The organism is Chrysosporum bergii ANA360D (assembly GCF_029891735.1).
GTDB classification, from domain to species: domain Bacteria; phylum Cyanobacteriota; class Cyanobacteriia; order Cyanobacteriales; family Nostocaceae; genus Umezakia; species Umezakia bergii.
The window spans coordinates 16,173-34,635 of sequence record NZ_JANQDH010000024.1 but is presented as its reverse complement, the minus strand read 5'-3'; the positions used below and the strand labels follow the sequence as shown (position 1 = coordinate 34,635).

The following is an 18,463-nucleotide window of genomic DNA, read 5'->3' as shown; positions in this document are numbered from 1 at the left end:
TTCTTGTTTTGGGTCGTGTTCAATTCCTGTTAGGCAATTTTGGATGTATCTCTGAGTATTTTGCTACCTGAGCCGAAATCTCTGGGTTGTAAAGTCTAGCGTAATTCCAGTAGTTACCAAATACTTGTCGCACGTAATTTTTAGTTTCATTAAAGGGAATATCTTCTACAAAATCATCGGTATCGGTTTTACCGATGGTTCGCAGCCATTTGGCGACGTTGCCGGGTCCGGCATTGTAACTGGCGATCGCTAACATAGAGTTATTGTTATACTCCCCATGGGTATAGTCTAAATACCAGGTTCCCAGATTAATATTTTGGTTGGGATCTTCTAAGTTAATTGTTTTGCTGTTCAATTTTATTTTAGGGGCAATCCATTCACCAGTGCTGGGCATGACCTGCATTAAACCAGTCGCCCCAGCAATAGATTTAATTTTTGGCTCAAACATTGACTCTTGACGTATCAAAGCTGTTACCAATAGAGGATTTAATTTACGTTCAGCAGACCATTTTTTGATTTCCTGCCCATAGGGGAAGGGATAACGGGCTTGCCAATAACTTATCTGTTGGCTTAAAGCCTGATATTCGGCTTGTTCCTCCGGTGTTTCCCGGTCTTCCAAGCTAGAAATCAGCTTAATTGCTGAGAGGTTTTCACCTCTGACTAACCTCATTAATCCTTCGGTAAATTGTTCTGCTACACTGGGTTGGAGTTTATTCACAAATTCTGTTTCCCATTGCATCCAGGCATCACGGTCTTGGCCAAGCAGATACAGTTCTTTGAAGGTTTGTGAACCTGCGGGGGGTATTGGACGTTGAGGTGGAATTACTTCTGGTTGCAATTGGCGCACATTGTCAAAGTTGCCCACATCCAGCCCCAGCTGTACGGACGATCGCCAGGCATAATAGGAATGAGGGAATTGACTCAATACATACTCATAAGCTGCTTTAGCTTCTTGTTGTTTTCCTAATCTGGTTGCCCATTTGCCTACCCAAAAGCCTGCTCTGGGGGCTAAAATACTCCGAGGATTTTCTGTAACAATTGGTTGCGCCCACTGCCAAGCCCCTGCATAGTCTTTGGCTTTGGCTTGATTTTTGGCTTTGTTCCAGCGATACTCTGCGGCTTGGTTAGAACTGCTGTATTTAGTTAAGAGCAATTCCCAGGCTTGTTGGGCTGACTTTTGATCGTTGAGTCCCTGGTAAATTTTAGCTTTTTCTACTACTGCTGTACTGGCTTGTGGAGGAAAATTAGCAATTACTTGGTCAAGATAAGCCAGGGCATCTTTAGGGTTTCTAGCTAGTTCTGCTAAACGTAATAAAGCCAGTCCCGTTTCCTTCCCTTGAGGAAATTTTTGTACTAGTTGTTGATAAATGGCAATGGCTTTTTCCCGTTCTTTATCTATCTGTAAACTGCGCCCAGCCCGGTAAAGGTTGCTGGGTGTGGTGGGTGCTTTAACATAGGCTTTGCCTGCTTTGGCGAATTGATTATTTTCCCAGTAGGCTGTGCCGATAATTTCCCATTCTTCTGCTGTGAGATCAGTCTGTTTCAACAGTTGGTCTAACACACCCACTATTCCGGGTTGGTGATAGGCATATTCTGCCAAAATTAACCGTAGTTTTGGTTGCTCCGGGTTTTCTTGTAAGCGCTTATAGATAATTTCCCAGGTGAGGGGATGAGCAGGAAATTGAGCAATGGCTGTATCATGATGCTTGGGTAGTGCGATCATATACAGAGCTTTGGCTTTTGCTGCTGCTTGGGGATACTCCCTCAATACTCTTTGTCTGAGGTCAGAAGCCTTACCGCCCTCACCCAGTATGTCTTGTGCCTCTGCCTGTTTTAGTAAAATGTAGGGGGCAAGACTGGGATAGGTTTTTTCTAGTCCTTGGAGAAAACTTAAAGCCTTTTCTCCTTCTCTAGTGTCAATTAAATCACTGGCTAATAAATAACTGGCTCGTTCTCTGTCTGGTGAATTGAAACCATTGGCCATCGCTTCTAGTTTTTCTGCCCGTTGTTGCCGTGATTGTGATACTAGTGGAAATACGGCTGATTTGGCTTGGTTTGCTGTAGAAATTTGCTCAAATTTATTTCTACCCAGGTTTAACCTTTGTGCCAATGATTTTCCGATTTCCGGTGCTGATACCATCGCCCCGGCTGAGAAGGCAAACAGGGCTGCACCAGCAATGAGAGAAATTTGTTTTTTCTGTAGTTTCTTCAGCATGAATATGCGCTGAAAAGTTCCGATCAATTTCTTGTCACTCTAACATTTCTGGCAGTGAGTGTAATCAGTTTTTTGGTTTTAATTTTAAATTGCTTGGAGAATAAAAAATAGGGCTGGCTGAATCAAGGTGAAACCTTGTTCTCCATACCCTGTCCCTGTACCAAATGTTCTCACCGTCTGGCTAGTTCTGGGGTACGTCCTGTTAAACCAATCATTAATTTGAGTGCAAACAGTTTTAACAGGGGTATGCGGCGCATCAGCCACAACCCAAGGCGACGAATTACTACCAACGGTAAAAAGTTGTTAGAAAACATCCGATCTAACAAGTCGGTAAAGCCTAATATGGTTAGGTTTTCTTGTTTGCGCCAGCGTTCATAGCGTTTGAGGGTTTTCAAGTTGCCAATGTCCTCGCCTGCTTTATGTGCTGTTTGTAATACTTGAGCCAAGGCTGCGGCATCTCGAATGCCTAAATTTAAACCTTGTCCTCCCACAGGATGACAATTGTGTGCAGCATCACCAATTAAGGCTAATCTGGAAAGAACGTAGTGATGGCTTTGCATAAGTTGGACGGGAAATATAAAGCGATCGCCTAGTAATTCTAGTTTACCCATTTGATCACCATAGCGGCGAGTAAGTTCTGCCAAAAATTTCTCGTCATCCAAGGCACACAAGGCCTCAGCTTCTGAGTGGGGCGCTGTCCAAACAATGCGGCAACGGTTCCCAGGTAGAGGTAAGATGGCAAAGGGTCCGCTTGTCCAAAACTTTTCGTAAGCGGTGTTATTGTGGGTTTTTTCTGGTTTAACAAATGCTACTATGCAAGATTGCCAATATTTCCAGCCAGAGGTTTTAATTCCCGCAGCTTCACGGATACGGGAACGGGAACCATCGGCTGCTACCAGTAATTTACTCCGGACTGTGTGAATTTTTTCAGCAATTTTGATATCTATAGACACAATGTCCTGCTGATATTCTGTTTTCACCACTTCAGCCGGACACAAATAATTTACATTGGCACAATTTCCCACAAATTCCTGCAAGGGCTTTAACAAAGCTTGGTGTTCTGCCACATAACCCAACTCTGACGTACCTAAATCATCAGTCACAAATTCTACTACGTCCGGGTAGTTAGCATCGGAAAGGCGGACTTGGCAATATTTGGCGATGTGAGGCGATATTTTATCCCACACTCCAATGCCTTGGTAAATGAGAGCAGAAAGCATATGAACTGCATAGGCTTGTCCTTTAGCCACTGCTGCGGATGTGACTCTGGCCTCAATGAGCAGAACACTTAAGCCAGAATTTTTTAAAGCGGAGGCTAGGGTTAAACCAACAATTCCACCACCGACTATGACCAAATCATAATATTCTCGTTGATTTGGCGGTGTTTGTTGAGAGGAAGGAGTTTGATGTAGCTGTGCGATCGCCATTGTTAAGATAAGTTAAGGCATCCTAATTATTATTTTTACCCAAGGTGACCAGTCCGCGCAAGGGTTCCCCTGATAAAATGTCATTTGTATAACGTGCTATTAATCGATTCTTTGATAATTGCAAAAAGAATAAACCAGACAAGATCGGATAGCGTGGGGAGTGTCAATCCTGGGTCTCTCATTTGTAACTATCGGGTAACTCATCTTCCAGCAAACGCAGACGGGGATATAAGTAGGCAATGAAGGTGAAAAGCATACTAAATATGCCCATAATGACAAAAATTAAACCAATGCCGCGACCATGCCCAACACCAATAATTTGTCCAATATTGGACGCTCCTAACCCATCATCTGCCATCAACGGTTCAAAAATTTGGTCAGCGAGTGGCCCTGCAATCAGATAAGAAAGCGGCAGAAAACCTTGAGCAACTGCAATACGGAAAGCAAAAACCTTTCCTTGTACTTCTGGAGCAACTTTATTTTGAAAAATTACTTGGATTGCACCATTAACAATGGGGAGTATAAAAAATATAAATAAATCAGAGATAGTAAACAAAATTGCATTAGGACGTAAGCCAGCTAATACATAGAATAAACCGAAAAAAAACATCGAGGTAAATATAATATTCATCTGGCTTTCTATTCTACCCCATAAGCTCATAAGGAAACTGCTTACTAACATTCCAGAACTGGCAATAGAAGAAATTGTACCCAGAGCTTGTGTAGAAGCAAAGGAAAGTACAAGGGGTGTGGTTAGAGCTTCAGCCCCGCCAATGAGAAAGTTGCTTATTGCCACAAAAGCTACTAACCCAATCAGTCCTGGACGATCCGTCAAATAATGCCATCCAAAGGTTATTTCTTGCCAGAACGAAGAGAAAAAACCCACTTCTTCTCCTTGAGTTTTTATGGTCTGAACTTCAGGAAACTTAACCAATAACAAACAAATTAGGGCAAAAAACAAAGTTGTTAAATCAATCACAACAACTCCCGGAATTTGGACAGTTACCAGTAGTGTAGTTGCCAGCGCCGGGGAGAGAATTTCCGCAATAGCCAACCTAGTCTGCGTCATAGAACTGGCACGGACAAGTTGTTGTTTTGGGACTAATAATGTTGTAGCTGAAGAATAGGCCAGGGACTGAAAGGCACTGAAACTGGAGCTAATACCACTAACTAGGCACAGGTTCCACACTTCTAAGTTGCTGTTGATAAATAACCAGGCAATAGTTAGGGTACAAAGACCAGCGCATAAGTCACTAATAATCATTATCCAGCGGCGACTCCAGCGATCAACAAATACTCCAGCAATGGGGGAAAGAATAATAGCAGGTACGGTTGTTGATAGAATCAGGAGTGTAAACTGAGTACTTGAATTAGTATTTTGGTAAACCCAAGTACTGAGAGCAAAACTGGTGATGCGAGAACCAACTAGAGAGAACAGCTGACCAAACCAGATCAAGATAAAAACGTTCATACTTTGAGTTATCTCTCTTTCCTGATTGGAGAAATACTGAGTCCACTTAATTAAAGATGATACAAAGCCCGGCTGTTCTTTCAACTCTGGTGGGATGTTTTCTAACATAGCAACAGTGATTATTGGTTAATGCGTGGCAAAGACTCATCGTTAAGTGTAGCATTTATTTCTCATTTGTATGAGAAACGCCAGTCAGTATGGCAGTTACCAGGGTAATTAGGAGAACCTTAAGGACTTAGATCCTTGTTAAATTCAGAAATTCTACTATTTGGATTTTGGACGAGCTTCTCTAGAATTTCCTGGTAATAATTAAACATAAACTCGATGGTTTCATGTGTAAATAACTCTTGGCTGTACAAAACTTTAATTTCAGTTGCGGGATTATTTACAGAAGGTGAAGAAATATAAACGTCTAAAGAACTTAGCTGATCCCATAAGCTGATATCGCGATCAATTGATACAAAGTCTACATCTAACATCCAGTCATCCAAATTTTGTGGAGGTAGCATAGTCAGGGATGCTAAGGTGTCAACTGTTTGTTTGCTTGTGATAGTATCAATGACTGTTTGAAAGGCAATTTCTTTATTGTTGATTCCTTCTGTGATAGTTTTTTGAACTTCTTTAAGAAGAGTGATTCCGGTTTGCTCAGGGGATAGATGCGATAGTAAAATCACCTCGTTGATGAAGCAACCGAGCATTTTTTCAGTTTCGACTGCACTCCGATTACCAACTGTTGCTAATACTAAAATTTCGTTTTTACCAGTATACTTGAACAAAAGTATCTTCAGAGCAGTAAGGAAAATATTAAAAAAACTAACTCCTTGAGAACTGCTGAGGGCTTCGATTGAACTTACAATCATTGCTGGCAAAACTACTGAATAAATAGATGCACTTCTGCTATTACTGACCTGCGGCTGATTGCTGGACACTATATCAAATACTGGTGTAGTATTAGTCAGTTTTTGCAACCAATAAGCCAACTGATCTTCTATTACTTTTTCATTAAAGCATTGACGTTGCCAAAGGGTAAAATCTGCATACTGAACAGGTAATTCAGGTAGAGGAGAAGGTAAACCATTGGCAAAAGCTGTGTAGAGTATTCGTAACTCCTCCAACAAAAGCCCTAATGACCATCCATCCGTGATGATATGGTGCATATTTATTGTTAACCAATATTCCTGTTGATTTAGTTGCAATAAACTTGTCTTAATCAGAGGAACTGAACTTAGATCAAAATGATGCTCATATTCTGAGGTAGCGAGTCTCCGAGCTTCAGATATTCTTTCTGTATTAGGTATGTTTTGTAAGTCTATAATCTCCAACGATATAGTTAGGGATGGGCTAATAACTTGTACAGGTTGAGCGTCAACGATAGTAAAAGCTGTGCGTAATATTTCATGACGACGAATAATTTCATTCAAGCTTAACTCTAAAAAACTTGCAGAAAGAGAGCCTGCAAAACGTAAAATAAAAAAGCTGTTGTAGGCGCAACTTCCAGGATTTAACTGTCCTAAACGCCAAATAGACTCTTGTGCAAAAGATAGGGGAACATAAGTGTTTCGGAGTTGAGGGACAAGCCGTGGCATATTGTCAAATATAATACAGGTAGCTTTTTGTTTCTCTATCTCCAATTGAATAGCCGTGATTACTTGACTAAGTTCAGCTATAGTAGGTGCTTCCAATAGAGAACGGAAAGGAATTGCTATGGATAAATTTTCTCGAATGCGAGCAATGACAGATGTTAACAACAGAGAATGTCCCCCCAACTCAAAGAAGTTATCATAAATTCCCACCCGATGTAGATGTAATACCTTACACCAAATTTCCGCCAGTTGTTCTTCCAGCCCAGTACGAGGTGCAACAAAAGCGGCTTCTAGTTCTGAATTGATTCTGTCTGGCTTTGGTAAAGCTCTCCGGTTTACTTTACCATTAGGACTTAGGGGTAAAGCTTTGAGCATCACAAAAGCAGAGGGTATCATATATTCAGGCAGTTGTTCTTTGAGAAACTGACGCAATTCACTACTGGTCAATGTTTCTGTTTCTCTCACGATATAACCTGTTAAATATTTATTCCCCGGTTGATCTTCTCGAACAATCACTACTACTTGCTGAACTTGGGGATGCTGACTCAGAAGCGTTTCAATTTCTCCTGTTTCAATGCGAAAACCACGAATTTTAACTTGGTGATCAATGCGTCCTATGTATTCTATGTTTCCATCTGGTAGGTAGCGTCCTAGGTCTCCGGTTTTGTAGATTTTTGTGTCTGGGTGGAAGGGGTTGGGGATGAATTTCTCTGCTGTTAGTTGTGGTCTGTTTAGGTATCCTCTGGCTAGTCCATCGCCGCCTATGTGTATTTCTCCTGGTACTCCTATGGGGGTTGGTTGTTGGTTTTGGTCTAGGATATATATCTGGGTGTTGGCTATGGGTCTTCCTAGGGTGATTTTCTCACTACTATGACTGATTTCAGCTACTGTGGCACAAACAGTAGATTCTGTAGGACCGTAGGCGTTATAGAAACTACGCCCCACAGACCATTGCTTCGCTAATTCTAAGGAACAAGCTTCTCCTCCCACAATTATATGACTCAAGGCTGGCAATGGTTCATTGGGTAATACTGCTAAGGCTGAGGGTGGTAATGTCACATGAGTGACACAGGATTGGTGTAGGATGTGCTGTAAATCATCTCCTGGCATTAATTGAGAAGTTTTGCCTAAAATTAAGGTTGCTCCTGTGGTCACAGCCATAAATATTTCCCAAACAGAAGCATCAAAACTGATGGAAGCAAATTGAAGAACCCGACTGGTTGGTTCTACTTTAAATAACTGGCTTTGTGCTTTGGCTAGGTTACAAACGGACTGATGTTCAATACCAACCCCTTTGGGTGTTCCTGTGGAACCAGAAGTATAAATCACATAAGCCAAATTATCAGCTTTGACCCCAACATCCACATTCTCCTCTGTATGTTGGCATATGTCTAACCAATCTGTATCTAAACAAATCACTTGGGCTGGATGTGCTGGTATTGATGACAATAAGGCTTCTTGGGTCAATAATACCTCTACCCCTGCATCCCCTAACATATATCGCAATCTTTCTTGGGGATAGGCTGGGTCTAGGGGTACATATGCTCCTCCTGCTTTGAGTATCCCTAATAGCCCCACTACCATCTCTATTGACCTTTCTACACATATTCCCACTAGGGTTTCTGGTTTTACCCCTTCTCTGACTAGATGATTTGCTAGTTGATTGGCTCTGGTGTTTAATTCTCTGTAGGTCAGTTGTTGGTTTTCAAACACTACTGCTACTGCTTCTGGTGTTTTCTCTACTTGTGCTTCAAATATTTGATGAATACATTTGTCTTGGGGATATTCTGTTTCTGTTTGGTTCCAGTCAATTAGTAATTGCTGCCTTTGAGATGCTGTAAGTAATGGTAATTGTCCGATCCGCTCATCTGGATTAGCAACAATAGCCCCTACCAGGATTTGAAAATGCTCTACCATCCCAGCAATAGTATCATCATCAAACAAATTGGCATTATATTCAAACCTCCCCCTCATTTCTCCATCTATTTCTTGCATTGACAGCGTTAAATCAAAAGTTGCCCCTGCTGTCGGTCTATCTAATTCGATCTCCGTTACATTCAAACCTGCAAGATCCAGTTTTTCTATGGGTGAATTTTGCAATACAAACATCACTTGGAACAGTGGACTAAGGTTTTTGTGCCGTTCTGGTTTGAGAACTTCAACTAAACGATCAAAAGGCACATCTTGGTTAGCGTAAGCATCAAGAGAAACCTGTCTTACCTGCGCTAATAATTCTTTAAATGTCGGATTATTTTCTAAGCGAGTCCGTAATACCAAACTGTTAACAAAAAAACCAATTAATGACTCAAACACTGGACGGTCGCGGTTAGTAATGGGAGAGCCAACCATGATATCTTCCTGACCAGTGTAACGATAAAGCAATGTTATCAAAGCCGCATGAAGAGCCATAAATAGAGAAGCACCTGACTTATGACTCAGGGTTCTCAGTTTGCTAGTTAGGTTATAATTAAACTTAAATTTTTGGATACTACCGCGAAATCTTTGGATAGCAGAACGGGGGTAATCTGTTGGTAATTCTATCACAGATGGAGCATCTGCTAACTGTTGTTTCCAATAGTTTAGTTGGTTATTAATAATATCGTTTTGCAGCCATTGACGTTTCCAGTAAGCATAATCTACATACTGAATTGGCAAATCTGGTAAGGGGGAAGCAGCATATAAACTCGATAGTTCTTTGAATAAAATTCCCACAGACCAAGCATCAGAGATAATATGGTGCATTGTCAATAGCAAGACGTGGTAATCTGACTCTAAGCGAATCAGTTTTACTCTGAATAAAGGTGCTTTGCTTAAATCAAAAGATTCTGTATATTCTGCGGTAATTAATCTTTGTAATTCATTTTCTTGCTCCCATTCTGTTAACGTTTGTAAATCCAGTATGGGTAAAGTAAAGTCTACAGTTGGCGCAATAAATTGCACTGGTTTTCCATCTACCACTCCAAAGGAAGTACGCAGGGTTTCATGACGTTGAATAATTGACTCTATAGCTTGTTTGATTGCTGTTATATTTAGCTGACCGACTAAACGTAATGCCCTAGCAATATTATAATCAGCATTTGCCCCTTCCATTTGGTCAAGCAACCAAAATCGCTGCTGAATCAAAGATAATGGTAATTCCACAGAACGGGAAACTGTTTGCAAAACTGGCGGGTAATTTGTTTGCTGATTTGGATTATCTAAACTTGTAATTTTTTGGCTTAAACTATCTACAGTAGGAAACTCAAATAAAACACTAACTGATAATTCTACAGATAAAGTTTCACGTAATCTAGACACAACTAAACTTGCAAGTAGCGAATGTCCTCCCAATTCTAAAAAGTTATCATAAATCCCTACTTCTTCCAATCCTAAAACTTCTGCCCATATCTTAGCTATCAGTTCCTCTTGTGAGTTACGGGGTGCAACAAAGTTACTAATATCAGCAGAGATATTTGGTGCAGGTAAATTATGTCGGTCTAATTTGCCATTGGGTAATACTGGCAGTTTCTTCATCAGCACAAAGGCATTAGGAATCATATAATATGGTAGTTTTTCTTTGAGAAAAGCACGGACTTCTCCCCAGTCAAAGACTTGATTTCTAGCTACAATATAGGCTATGAGGCGTTGGTCTCCTGGGTTATCTTCTCTCAGGGTAACTATAGCTTCCCTCACAGATGGATAAAGTTTCAATACAGCTTCGATCTCTTCTAGTTCAACGCGCATTCCGCGAATATTTACCTGAAAGTCGATGCGACCAAGAATTTCTAAATTACCATTTTGGGAGTAGCGAGCTACATCACCGGTTTTGAAAAGTTTTTGCTGTGGATTAAAAGGATTATCAATAAATTTTTCGGCATTCGCTTGAGTCTGGTTTAAATAACCACGAGCTAAGGTAGAACCTGCAATATGTAATTCTCCAATCTCACCAATTTTTACTGGTTTAAGTTGCGAATTGAGTACATAAACCTGCTGAATGTCTTTGAGGGGATTACCAACGGGGACATATCCTTCTTGAATATTACAGTTTTCTGGAATGAGATAAAAGCCATTGCCAATACTTTCTGTTTGACCGAGAATATTAAAAAAGCGGGGTGTCTTGTTAAAGATATTACATAACTTTTTAATTAGTTGATAGGGTAGTAATTCACCACCAAAAATTATTAATCTTAGTTTTGATTGGCTAATTAGTTTTGTGTATTTGGGATCTACGCTTTCTAAAGCCATTAATCCATAACGCCACACGGAAGGTACACCATCAGAGATAGTTACCCTCTGTGCTGCGATTAACTCAAATAGACTCAGGGGAGTTCTGGTTTGTTCGCGGGTGGCAAGAACACTTGTAGCACCTTGGGATAAAGGCAGGAATAATTGTCTGACTGAAGCAGTAAATGAGAAAGATGCTGTATGTAGATAAATATCTTTGTTATTAACTGGAATAATTTTAGCGATCGCCTCAAGATAATTACAAACACTAGCATGGGGCATTTGTACTCCTTTGGGCTTGCCAGTGGAACCAGAGGTATATATCAAGTAAGCAAGGTTTTCTGATTGTACTCCACTAATAGGATTTTCTTCACTTTGTTTTTCAATCTCGTCCCAATCTGCATCAAGACAAATTACACAACCACTAATAACAGGAAGAATTTCTCGCGATTCTACTTTAGTTAAAACAATTGGTAAATTGGCATCTTCTAACATAAATGCTAGGCGTTCTTGAGGATAATTAGGGTCTAAGGGAACGTAAGCACCACCGGCTTTGAGAATACCTAATATTCCTATAACTAAATCAATAGAACGCTCTATACATAAGCCCACCATTACCTCTTGACCCACCCCAATTGCCTGTAAATGATGTGCTAGTTGATTAGCTTTGCTGTTCAATTCTTGGTAGGTTATTTGCTCATTTTCACATACTATTGCTAGGTCATTAGGTTTTTTTCTTACAATGTTTTCAAACAAATGATGAACACAATTATTGTTACTATGTTTCATTTCTAGTCCTATGTTTAAATCGGATAAATTAAAATTGGCTTTTTTCGTTTTTGTTAATTAAAATTTAGAATCAGCAAATTGTTTGACACTCGCATTCCTAAAGGATACGGGATTCTGTGTTCAACCTTGCCACTTGCTCTAATAGACTTTCGCCCAAAATAGTAGAGGGCGCAAGTCCTACAGCGTTACTCCGTTTTATACCATATACCCATACCAGAAGTGTTGAATCTTGCCACAAAACTTTACAATACTTTACAACTATTGCACCAAGTTGCAATTTCAACAACAGCGCGATTGCAAACATCACAGAGGCGTAAACGTCTTAAGGCAGCTTTCAGAACCTTGCCTAAAGTACGGAATAGATCGCTACGCACCTGTTCATCAAGGGTTTTCAGCCTGCTTTCTTGATAAAAAATGAATCATTATGGCGGTTTTCGCTTGAAATTCTCTTACTGCTCTGCCAGATGTTTCTCAATGGTTGTACAAAAAGATTAGTTACACTATTAAATAATTTTGATTCACCATCTGATAAACCAAAATGCAGCTTTTCATAGTTTTTTGGCACATATAAAGAACCAAATATCCAGTCCCAAACACCGAAAATATAACCAAAGTTTTTATCATAATGTTTTGGGTCTACACTATGATGTACTTGGTGTTGCGCTGGACTGATGAAAATATGACTAATCCACTGAGGATAAGCTAACCAGATATGAGAATGACGTAAATTATAGCCAGCTAAATAAAAGATAAAAATCTCACAGCTCACTCCATAAATTAATATCTCCTTTGTCTCATTCCCAAACAAATACATCCAAATACCCGAACCTAGACTTGTGATTATAGCTATCACTGTGTTACCTAAAAACATCTCAATTGGGTGAATTCTATATACAGTTAATGGTGTCATGACTTCTGCTGAATGATGGACTTTATGAAATTCCCACAACATAGGAATCTTATGGGCTAAATAATGATATAAAAAATTAGCAAAGTCACCTAATAATGCTACAAAGATACTGAATATTATATTCTGCTCTAATTGGTTAATTTTGAATATAAGAAGTGTATTATTGCCTAGAATTTGTATCAGAATTTGGCAAGTTAGATTGGCAAAATTTTCTAAAAAAAATATAGTTGGTAAGACGAATAATATCTGGAAAAACGAAATCAAAAAAAAGTATTTGTATAGAGTAATAGAGGCAGGATGTAAATAAATTTCTTGCGGTAAAAGATATTCCAGAAAATTTTTCTTTTTGCCTTCATGTGCTAATCCAAGTGTATATATGATTGTCGCTATTAAAATAGTTGAAAGTAAATATAACCAATAAATTTGACATGATGCCAAGAATGGTATTTTAAATGGGTAAAAAAGACTATTAAATATACTTTTTATTGTGTCCATGCTTTTTGCGGTACTCTTCAATATTTGGGTTGCAAATAATTTATCAACTAAATAGGTAGGCTTTAAAAATTGCTGTTATGGCAAGGCAGGAGGCAGAAGGGAATAGACCTTTGGGTAACTTTACTTTTCATTACATACTTCGGTTCTCCCATGCTTTGCCCTATTATACCATACCACTCTGATTTATGCCTAATATGTTAATTTTTGTTAATGTTCACTCAATTTGTAGCGCGAGCATCCTGCTTGCTAATGATGTACCTCACTCATTTGTACTTGATCTAGCAAACTCATCAAGCGGAAGCTAGGGTTAAACCAACAATTCCACCACCGACTATGACCAAATCATAATATTCTCCTTGGTTTGGCGGTGTTTGTTAAGATAAGTCAAGGCATCCTAATTATTATTTTTACCCAAGGTGACAAGTCCGCGCAAGGTTTCCCCAGGTAAATTAATGATAAAATTCATAAAATGAAGCAACGGGTGCGGTAAAAATCAGAAAAATGACTCGCTTTATCCATGACCAATTTTCCAAACAATATCTGACAGAACTGTTCACACCTTACGGACAAGTAGAAATGAGTAAAGATATTACTTCCGAAGTGAGGCAAATAGACGTATTCTTTACTCCTACCTCTCCAGAAAACATAGAAGAATTAGGACTGCTAGGAAAAATGGGGACTTATGCAGGATCAGTCATATTTGAACCATTCCGTAACGCAGTCAGCAAAAGTGAAATTCGCAGTTGTATGGGCAAACTATATGATACTCATGCAGAACTAGAAAGACAAAACAAACGCAAGGATACGCGAATTAATGAAACCGAACTGCCCCATTTATGGATATTTACACCCACAGCATCAGAAGACATCTTAGTAAGTTGTCGTGCTATTGTAGATATAGAAACATGGGGTCAAGGAGTTTATTTACTGGGGAAAGCCTTAAAAACTGGCATTGTGGTCATACATCAATTACCAAATACACCAGAAACACTGTTTTTGAGGGTATTAGGTAGGGGAAGAGTCCAAAGACAAGCAGTGGAAGAATTAGAAGTACTAGCTAAGAATAATCCACAGTTGGAGGATGTTATAAAATTAGTAAATGACCTGATCGCCATGTTGTCAACACGTCAACAAAAAGAAAAAGATATTGATCAAGATGATCGGGAGTTGATTATGAAATTATCAGAAATGTACCAACAATTATTAGAAGAAATCAAGGAAGAACAACGACAAGAAGGACGACAAGAAGGACGACAAGAAGGAGAATTAATAGGAATTGATAGAGGTATGCAAAGAGAACGCCGCGCTATGGTTGAAAGTATTTTACAAGTCAGGTTTGGACAAGTTGATCCGGAATTAGCCAACATTATTGATGAGGTAATTACCATATCTAGGGAAGAATTTACCCCCTTACTTTTAAATTTATCTCGCGCCGATTTATTAGCACGATTTAAAAAATAGTTGTGAGTATTAAGCCATCAGTAGTCAGCTATTCTCTTAGGACGCTCCTGTTTTGTTGAATGACACAGGTGTTAATGAGAGCAATTTATAGTCTATTATTTACTGTTTTCTGGTTTCTTGCTGAGGGCTGAATACTAATATTTATCAATTATTTACACCCACAGCATCAAAAGACATCTTAGTATGTTGTCGTGCCATGTTTACCCTACTCTTGTGTCAGGGTTGATGTTAAACATGGTACACTGCCAGAATTTACTATCAAACCTTTAGTGGCTGAACGAGTGGGGGAACAATGGCATAATTATCAACTTCAAGCATTCGTGGTGTAAATTTATCTAACGCCAGGTGCGACTTGATGAGATATTTGCCATCGCCCACTCTCTTAAAATCCTGACTACGAAATTTTTTGCCAATTTTGCTTATTGAACTGGAATTAAGCTTGCGCTTTTGGTTGCACTATCCCAAAGTATCCAGCTACAAGAATTATCTACTTCTTCTGGATTATTTGTCACTTTAAAATACAGTTTTTCTCGCTCTCTGGTTTCAATGGCAAAGTCCGCGTTTTGGGCATAAACCACTTTAAATCCTTTGTCCCGTAAGCAATACATAGCCCAAGCTTTTAATGATTGCCGGTGTGGTTCATGGGGTATTGGCGGTTTTTTGATGGTTTCCTGGATAACTTGAAATATTTGCATTAATTTTACCTTAATTTAGCGAAAAACATTAATAGGCGATGGCGGTGGGTTTTGTTAATCATGTTTTGATGTGTATGGAGCAGTCTTTCTATTTGGTTTGATGAAATACTCAGTAGTGCTTTTAATGACAATATACAAAATCGGCACCACAAACAAACTCAAAAAAGTAGCGATCAACATCCCCCCAAACACTGTTGTTCCCAAAGACTGACGACTTCCCGCCCCTGCACCTGTAGCAATGGTGAGGGGAAAAATACCCAGAAGGGTGGAAAATGCTGTCATCAAAATTGGGCGTAAACGCTCTTGTGCTGCTTCTACAGCCGCTTTAGTAATGGAAAGCCCCTCTTTTCGCAGTTGGTTAGCAAATTCTACAATCAAAATAGCATTTTTACTAGCTAAACCAATCAACATCACTAGACCGATTTGACAGTAAACATCGTTAGGAAACCCCCGCATTGATAGAGCTACGAGTGCGCCAAAAATTGCTAAGGGTACTGATAACAGGATAATTAAGGGGTCTATGTAGTTCTCATACTGAGCAGCTAGAACTAAAAAGACAAAAACAATTCCTAAACCAAAGATAATGGGTGCTAAACCGCCAGATTCTATTTCTTCCAATGAGGTTCCTGACCACTCATAACCAAAAATAGGTGGTAGGATTTGTCTGGCTAACTTTTCCATGGCTTTAATAGCATCTCCAGAACTAAAACCGGGAGCAGGAGAACCATTGATTTCTATGGAGCGAAATAGATTATAGTGATTAATGACTTGCGCCCCCACCAGGGAAGTAGTTTTAATTAAGTTTCTCAAAGGAATCATTTGATTGGTTTGAGAACGAACAGATAGTTGACCAATATCTTCTGGGTTGGAGCGAAATTGTTGATCTGCTTGGATGTACACCCGGTAGTTACGCTGCTGGAGGTTGAAGTCATTTACATATTGAGAACCTAAAGCTGTTTGGAGCGTACGGAAGATATCATCTATGGAGACTTGTAGGGCTTTTGCTCTGTTGCGGTCTACTTCCACCAGTAGTTGTGGAGTTTCAGCTGCGAAGGTACTAAATACGGCTTGTAATCCTGGTGTTTGGTTGGCGCGGCCCAGCAGTTGACCCATTGACTGTACCAAAGTTCCTAAGCCACTATTACCTCTACGGTCTTGCAGTTGAAAACTAAAGCCGCCAAAGTTACCTAATCCTTGAATAGGTGGTGGATTTACGGGAAATATTCTGGCTTCTGGGATGGCGAATAGTTTTCCTCGTAATTTACCAATAATGGCTTGTGCTGATTGGTCTGGTCTTTGGCGTTCTCGCCAAGGGGTTAATGTTGTAAATATAATACCATTATTTGCAGTATTACCACTGAAGCTAAAGCCTCCAATAGCGAAGGTTCCCACTACTTCGGGGATTTGCAAAAGTTCTTTTTCTACCCGTGCTATGACATCACTAGTATATTGGAGGGAAACGCCTTGGGGTCCTTGGAGGAGGGTGATAAAATAACCTTCGTCTTCTTCTGGCAGAAATGCTGTAGGTACTGTAATATAAAGCCAAGCTGTCATCCCCAAGGAGACCATGAATAGTCCAATAATTATGGTTTTGAAGCGGACTAGAAAGTTGAGCGATCGCTGATAGCTTCTCTGTACCCAGTCGAGAAACTGATTAATTCGGTCAAAAATCCTACCCAGCCAGCCGGATGGTTGTTGTCCTTGACGTAGCAGTAATGCACACAAAGAAGGTGTCAGGGTCAAGGCCAAAAAAGTTGAAATGACTATGGAGAAGGCGATGGTTAGGGCAAATTGCTGATACAGTGCCCCAGTGGTTCCGGGGAAAAACGCCACCGGCACAAATACAGCCATCAGCACCAAGGAAGTAGCAATCACTGCACTAAATAATTCCGCCATTGATTCACTGGCAGCCCGGCGAGGACTCATGCCTTTATCCTGGATAAAGCGGCTGATCTGCTCAACTACAACAATGGCATCATCTACCACCATCCCCGATGCTAAAGTCAGACCAAATAAAGTCAAACTATTAATGGAAAAATCAAAAATTCTCGCAAAAATAAATGTCCCAATTAAGGATAAAGGAACCGTCAATGCGGGAATTAAAGTAGTTCGCCAATCTTGCAAGAAGACAAAAATTACAATTACTACCAGTACCACGGATGTAATCAGAGTGTTAATTACTTCTGACATGGACTCTTCCACAAAGCGTGTACTGTCAAAAGCCACTTGATATTGCAGTCCGGGGGGAAAATTGGGAGCTAGTCGCGCCATTTCTTCCCTCACTCCCCGGGCTACATCCAAAGCATTACTCCCTGGAAGCTGATAAACACCCAAACCCACTGCATCTTTGGCACGATATCGCAAAAATGAACTGTAATTTTCTGCTCCCAGTTCTACTCTGCCCACATCTTTGAGTTTAATTAAGGTGCCATCGTTGTTAGTTTTTAAAACAATTTCGGCAAATTCTGATGGTTCCGCCAATCTACTGGCTGCGCGTACATCAATTTGATACCTTTGTCCTTCCGGGGCTGGTTCTTGACCAATGCTTCCCGCACCAACCTGTAAGTTTTGTTCGGATAGGGCTTGGGCTACATCTTCAGTGGTTAAGCGCCGACTGGCAAGGCGATTGGGATCTAACCATATACGCATGGCATAGCGACGTTCGCCAAAGATGCTCACATTACCAACACCTTTAACTCTTTTTAAGGCATCTGTTATGTAAAGGTCGGCATAGTTGCTGATGAATATATTGTCGTACTCTTCATTTTCAGCAAATAAACCAATGGCTAGGAGTATATTGTTAGATCCCTTGGTTACTCTCACCCCTGTGCGCTGTACAGACTCCGGCAGTTGGGGTTGAGCAAAGGAAACACGGTTTTGTACATCCACAGCTGCAATATCTGGATTGCGGGATGAGTCGAAGGTGGCTGTAATGTTAGTAGAACCATCGTTACTACTACTGGAAGTAATATAGCGGATGCCTTCAATGCCGTTGATTTGCCTTTCTAAGATGTTGGTGACACCGCTTTCTACGTCTTCGGCACTGGCTCCGCTATAGTTGGCGGCGACGTTGATTTGAGTAGGGGCAATATCTGGGAAACGAGCTATGGGCAGTGTGGGAATACTAATCAATCCCAGCAACAGCACAATTAAGGCGCAAACCGTAGTAAAGACCGGTTTCTTAATAAAGAAGTCAATAAACATATTATTTTGC

Annotated in this window: 9 protein-coding genes; 2 read left to right on the top strand and 7 right to left on the bottom strand. The window is 40.2% G+C overall.

The genetic code is table 11. From position 1 onward, the window contains the following. Positions 1-19: 19 nt before the first annotated feature. The 5 genes from NWP17_RS03700 to NWP17_RS03680 form a co-directional block, all read right to left on the bottom strand. Positions 20-2,215, bottom strand: coding sequence for a transglycosylase SLT domain-containing protein (locus NWP17_RS03700; RefSeq protein WP_280653563.1), 2,196 nt, complete (start codon positions 2,213-2,215; stop codon positions 20-22). Between the two features lie 170 nt (positions 2,216-2,385). After that, positions 2,386-3,642 carry an FAD-dependent hydroxylase gene (locus NWP17_RS03695; protein ID WP_280653562.1) on the bottom strand — a complete coding sequence of 419 codons (1,257 nt, stop codon included), beginning with the start codon at positions 3,640-3,642 and terminating at the stop codon, positions 2,386-2,388. A gap of 178 nt (positions 3,643-3,820) precedes the next feature. Further along, positions 3,821-5,221 (bottom strand): MFS transporter, encoded by a 1,401-nt coding sequence (locus NWP17_RS03690; RefSeq protein WP_280653561.1) that lies wholly within the window; start codon positions 5,219-5,221, stop codon positions 3,821-3,823. Positions 5,222-5,340: 119 nt separating this feature from the next. Further along, positions 5,341-11,688, bottom strand: coding sequence for a non-ribosomal peptide synthetase (locus NWP17_RS03685; protein WP_280653560.1), 6,348 nt, complete (start codon positions 11,686-11,688; stop codon positions 5,341-5,343). Positions 11,689-12,079: 391 nt separating this feature from the next. Then, entirely contained in the window at positions 12,080-13,093 is a 1,014-nt protein-coding gene (locus NWP17_RS03680) for a sterol desaturase family protein (RefSeq protein WP_280653559.1), read from the bottom strand. Between the two features lie 501 nt (positions 13,094-13,594). Here NWP17_RS03680 and NWP17_RS03675 point away from each other — a divergent pair. After that, positions 13,595-14,554: an RpnC/YadD family protein gene (locus NWP17_RS03675; protein ID WP_280653558.1), complete on the top strand. Its 960-nt coding sequence runs from the start codon at positions 13,595-13,597 to the stop codon at positions 14,552-14,554. A 191-nt stretch (positions 14,555-14,745) separates the two neighbouring features. Continuing rightward, positions 14,746-14,883: a hypothetical protein gene (locus NWP17_RS03670; RefSeq protein ID WP_280653557.1), complete on the top strand. Its 138-nt coding sequence runs from the start codon at positions 14,746-14,748 to the stop codon at positions 14,881-14,883. Positions 14,884-14,973: 90 nt separating this feature from the next. On the opposite strand, the gene NWP17_RS03665 is transcribed toward NWP17_RS03670, so the two are convergent. Next, a complete protein-coding gene (locus NWP17_RS03665; protein ID WP_280653556.1) occupies positions 14,974-15,249 on the bottom strand; it encodes a hypothetical protein in 276 nt (91 codons plus the stop codon). Positions 15,250-15,303: 54 nt separating this feature from the next. After that, entirely contained in the window at positions 15,304-18,453 is a 3,150-nt protein-coding gene (locus NWP17_RS03660) for an efflux RND transporter permease subunit (RefSeq protein ID WP_280653555.1), read from the bottom strand. Between the last annotated feature and the right edge of the window lie 10 nt (positions 18,454-18,463).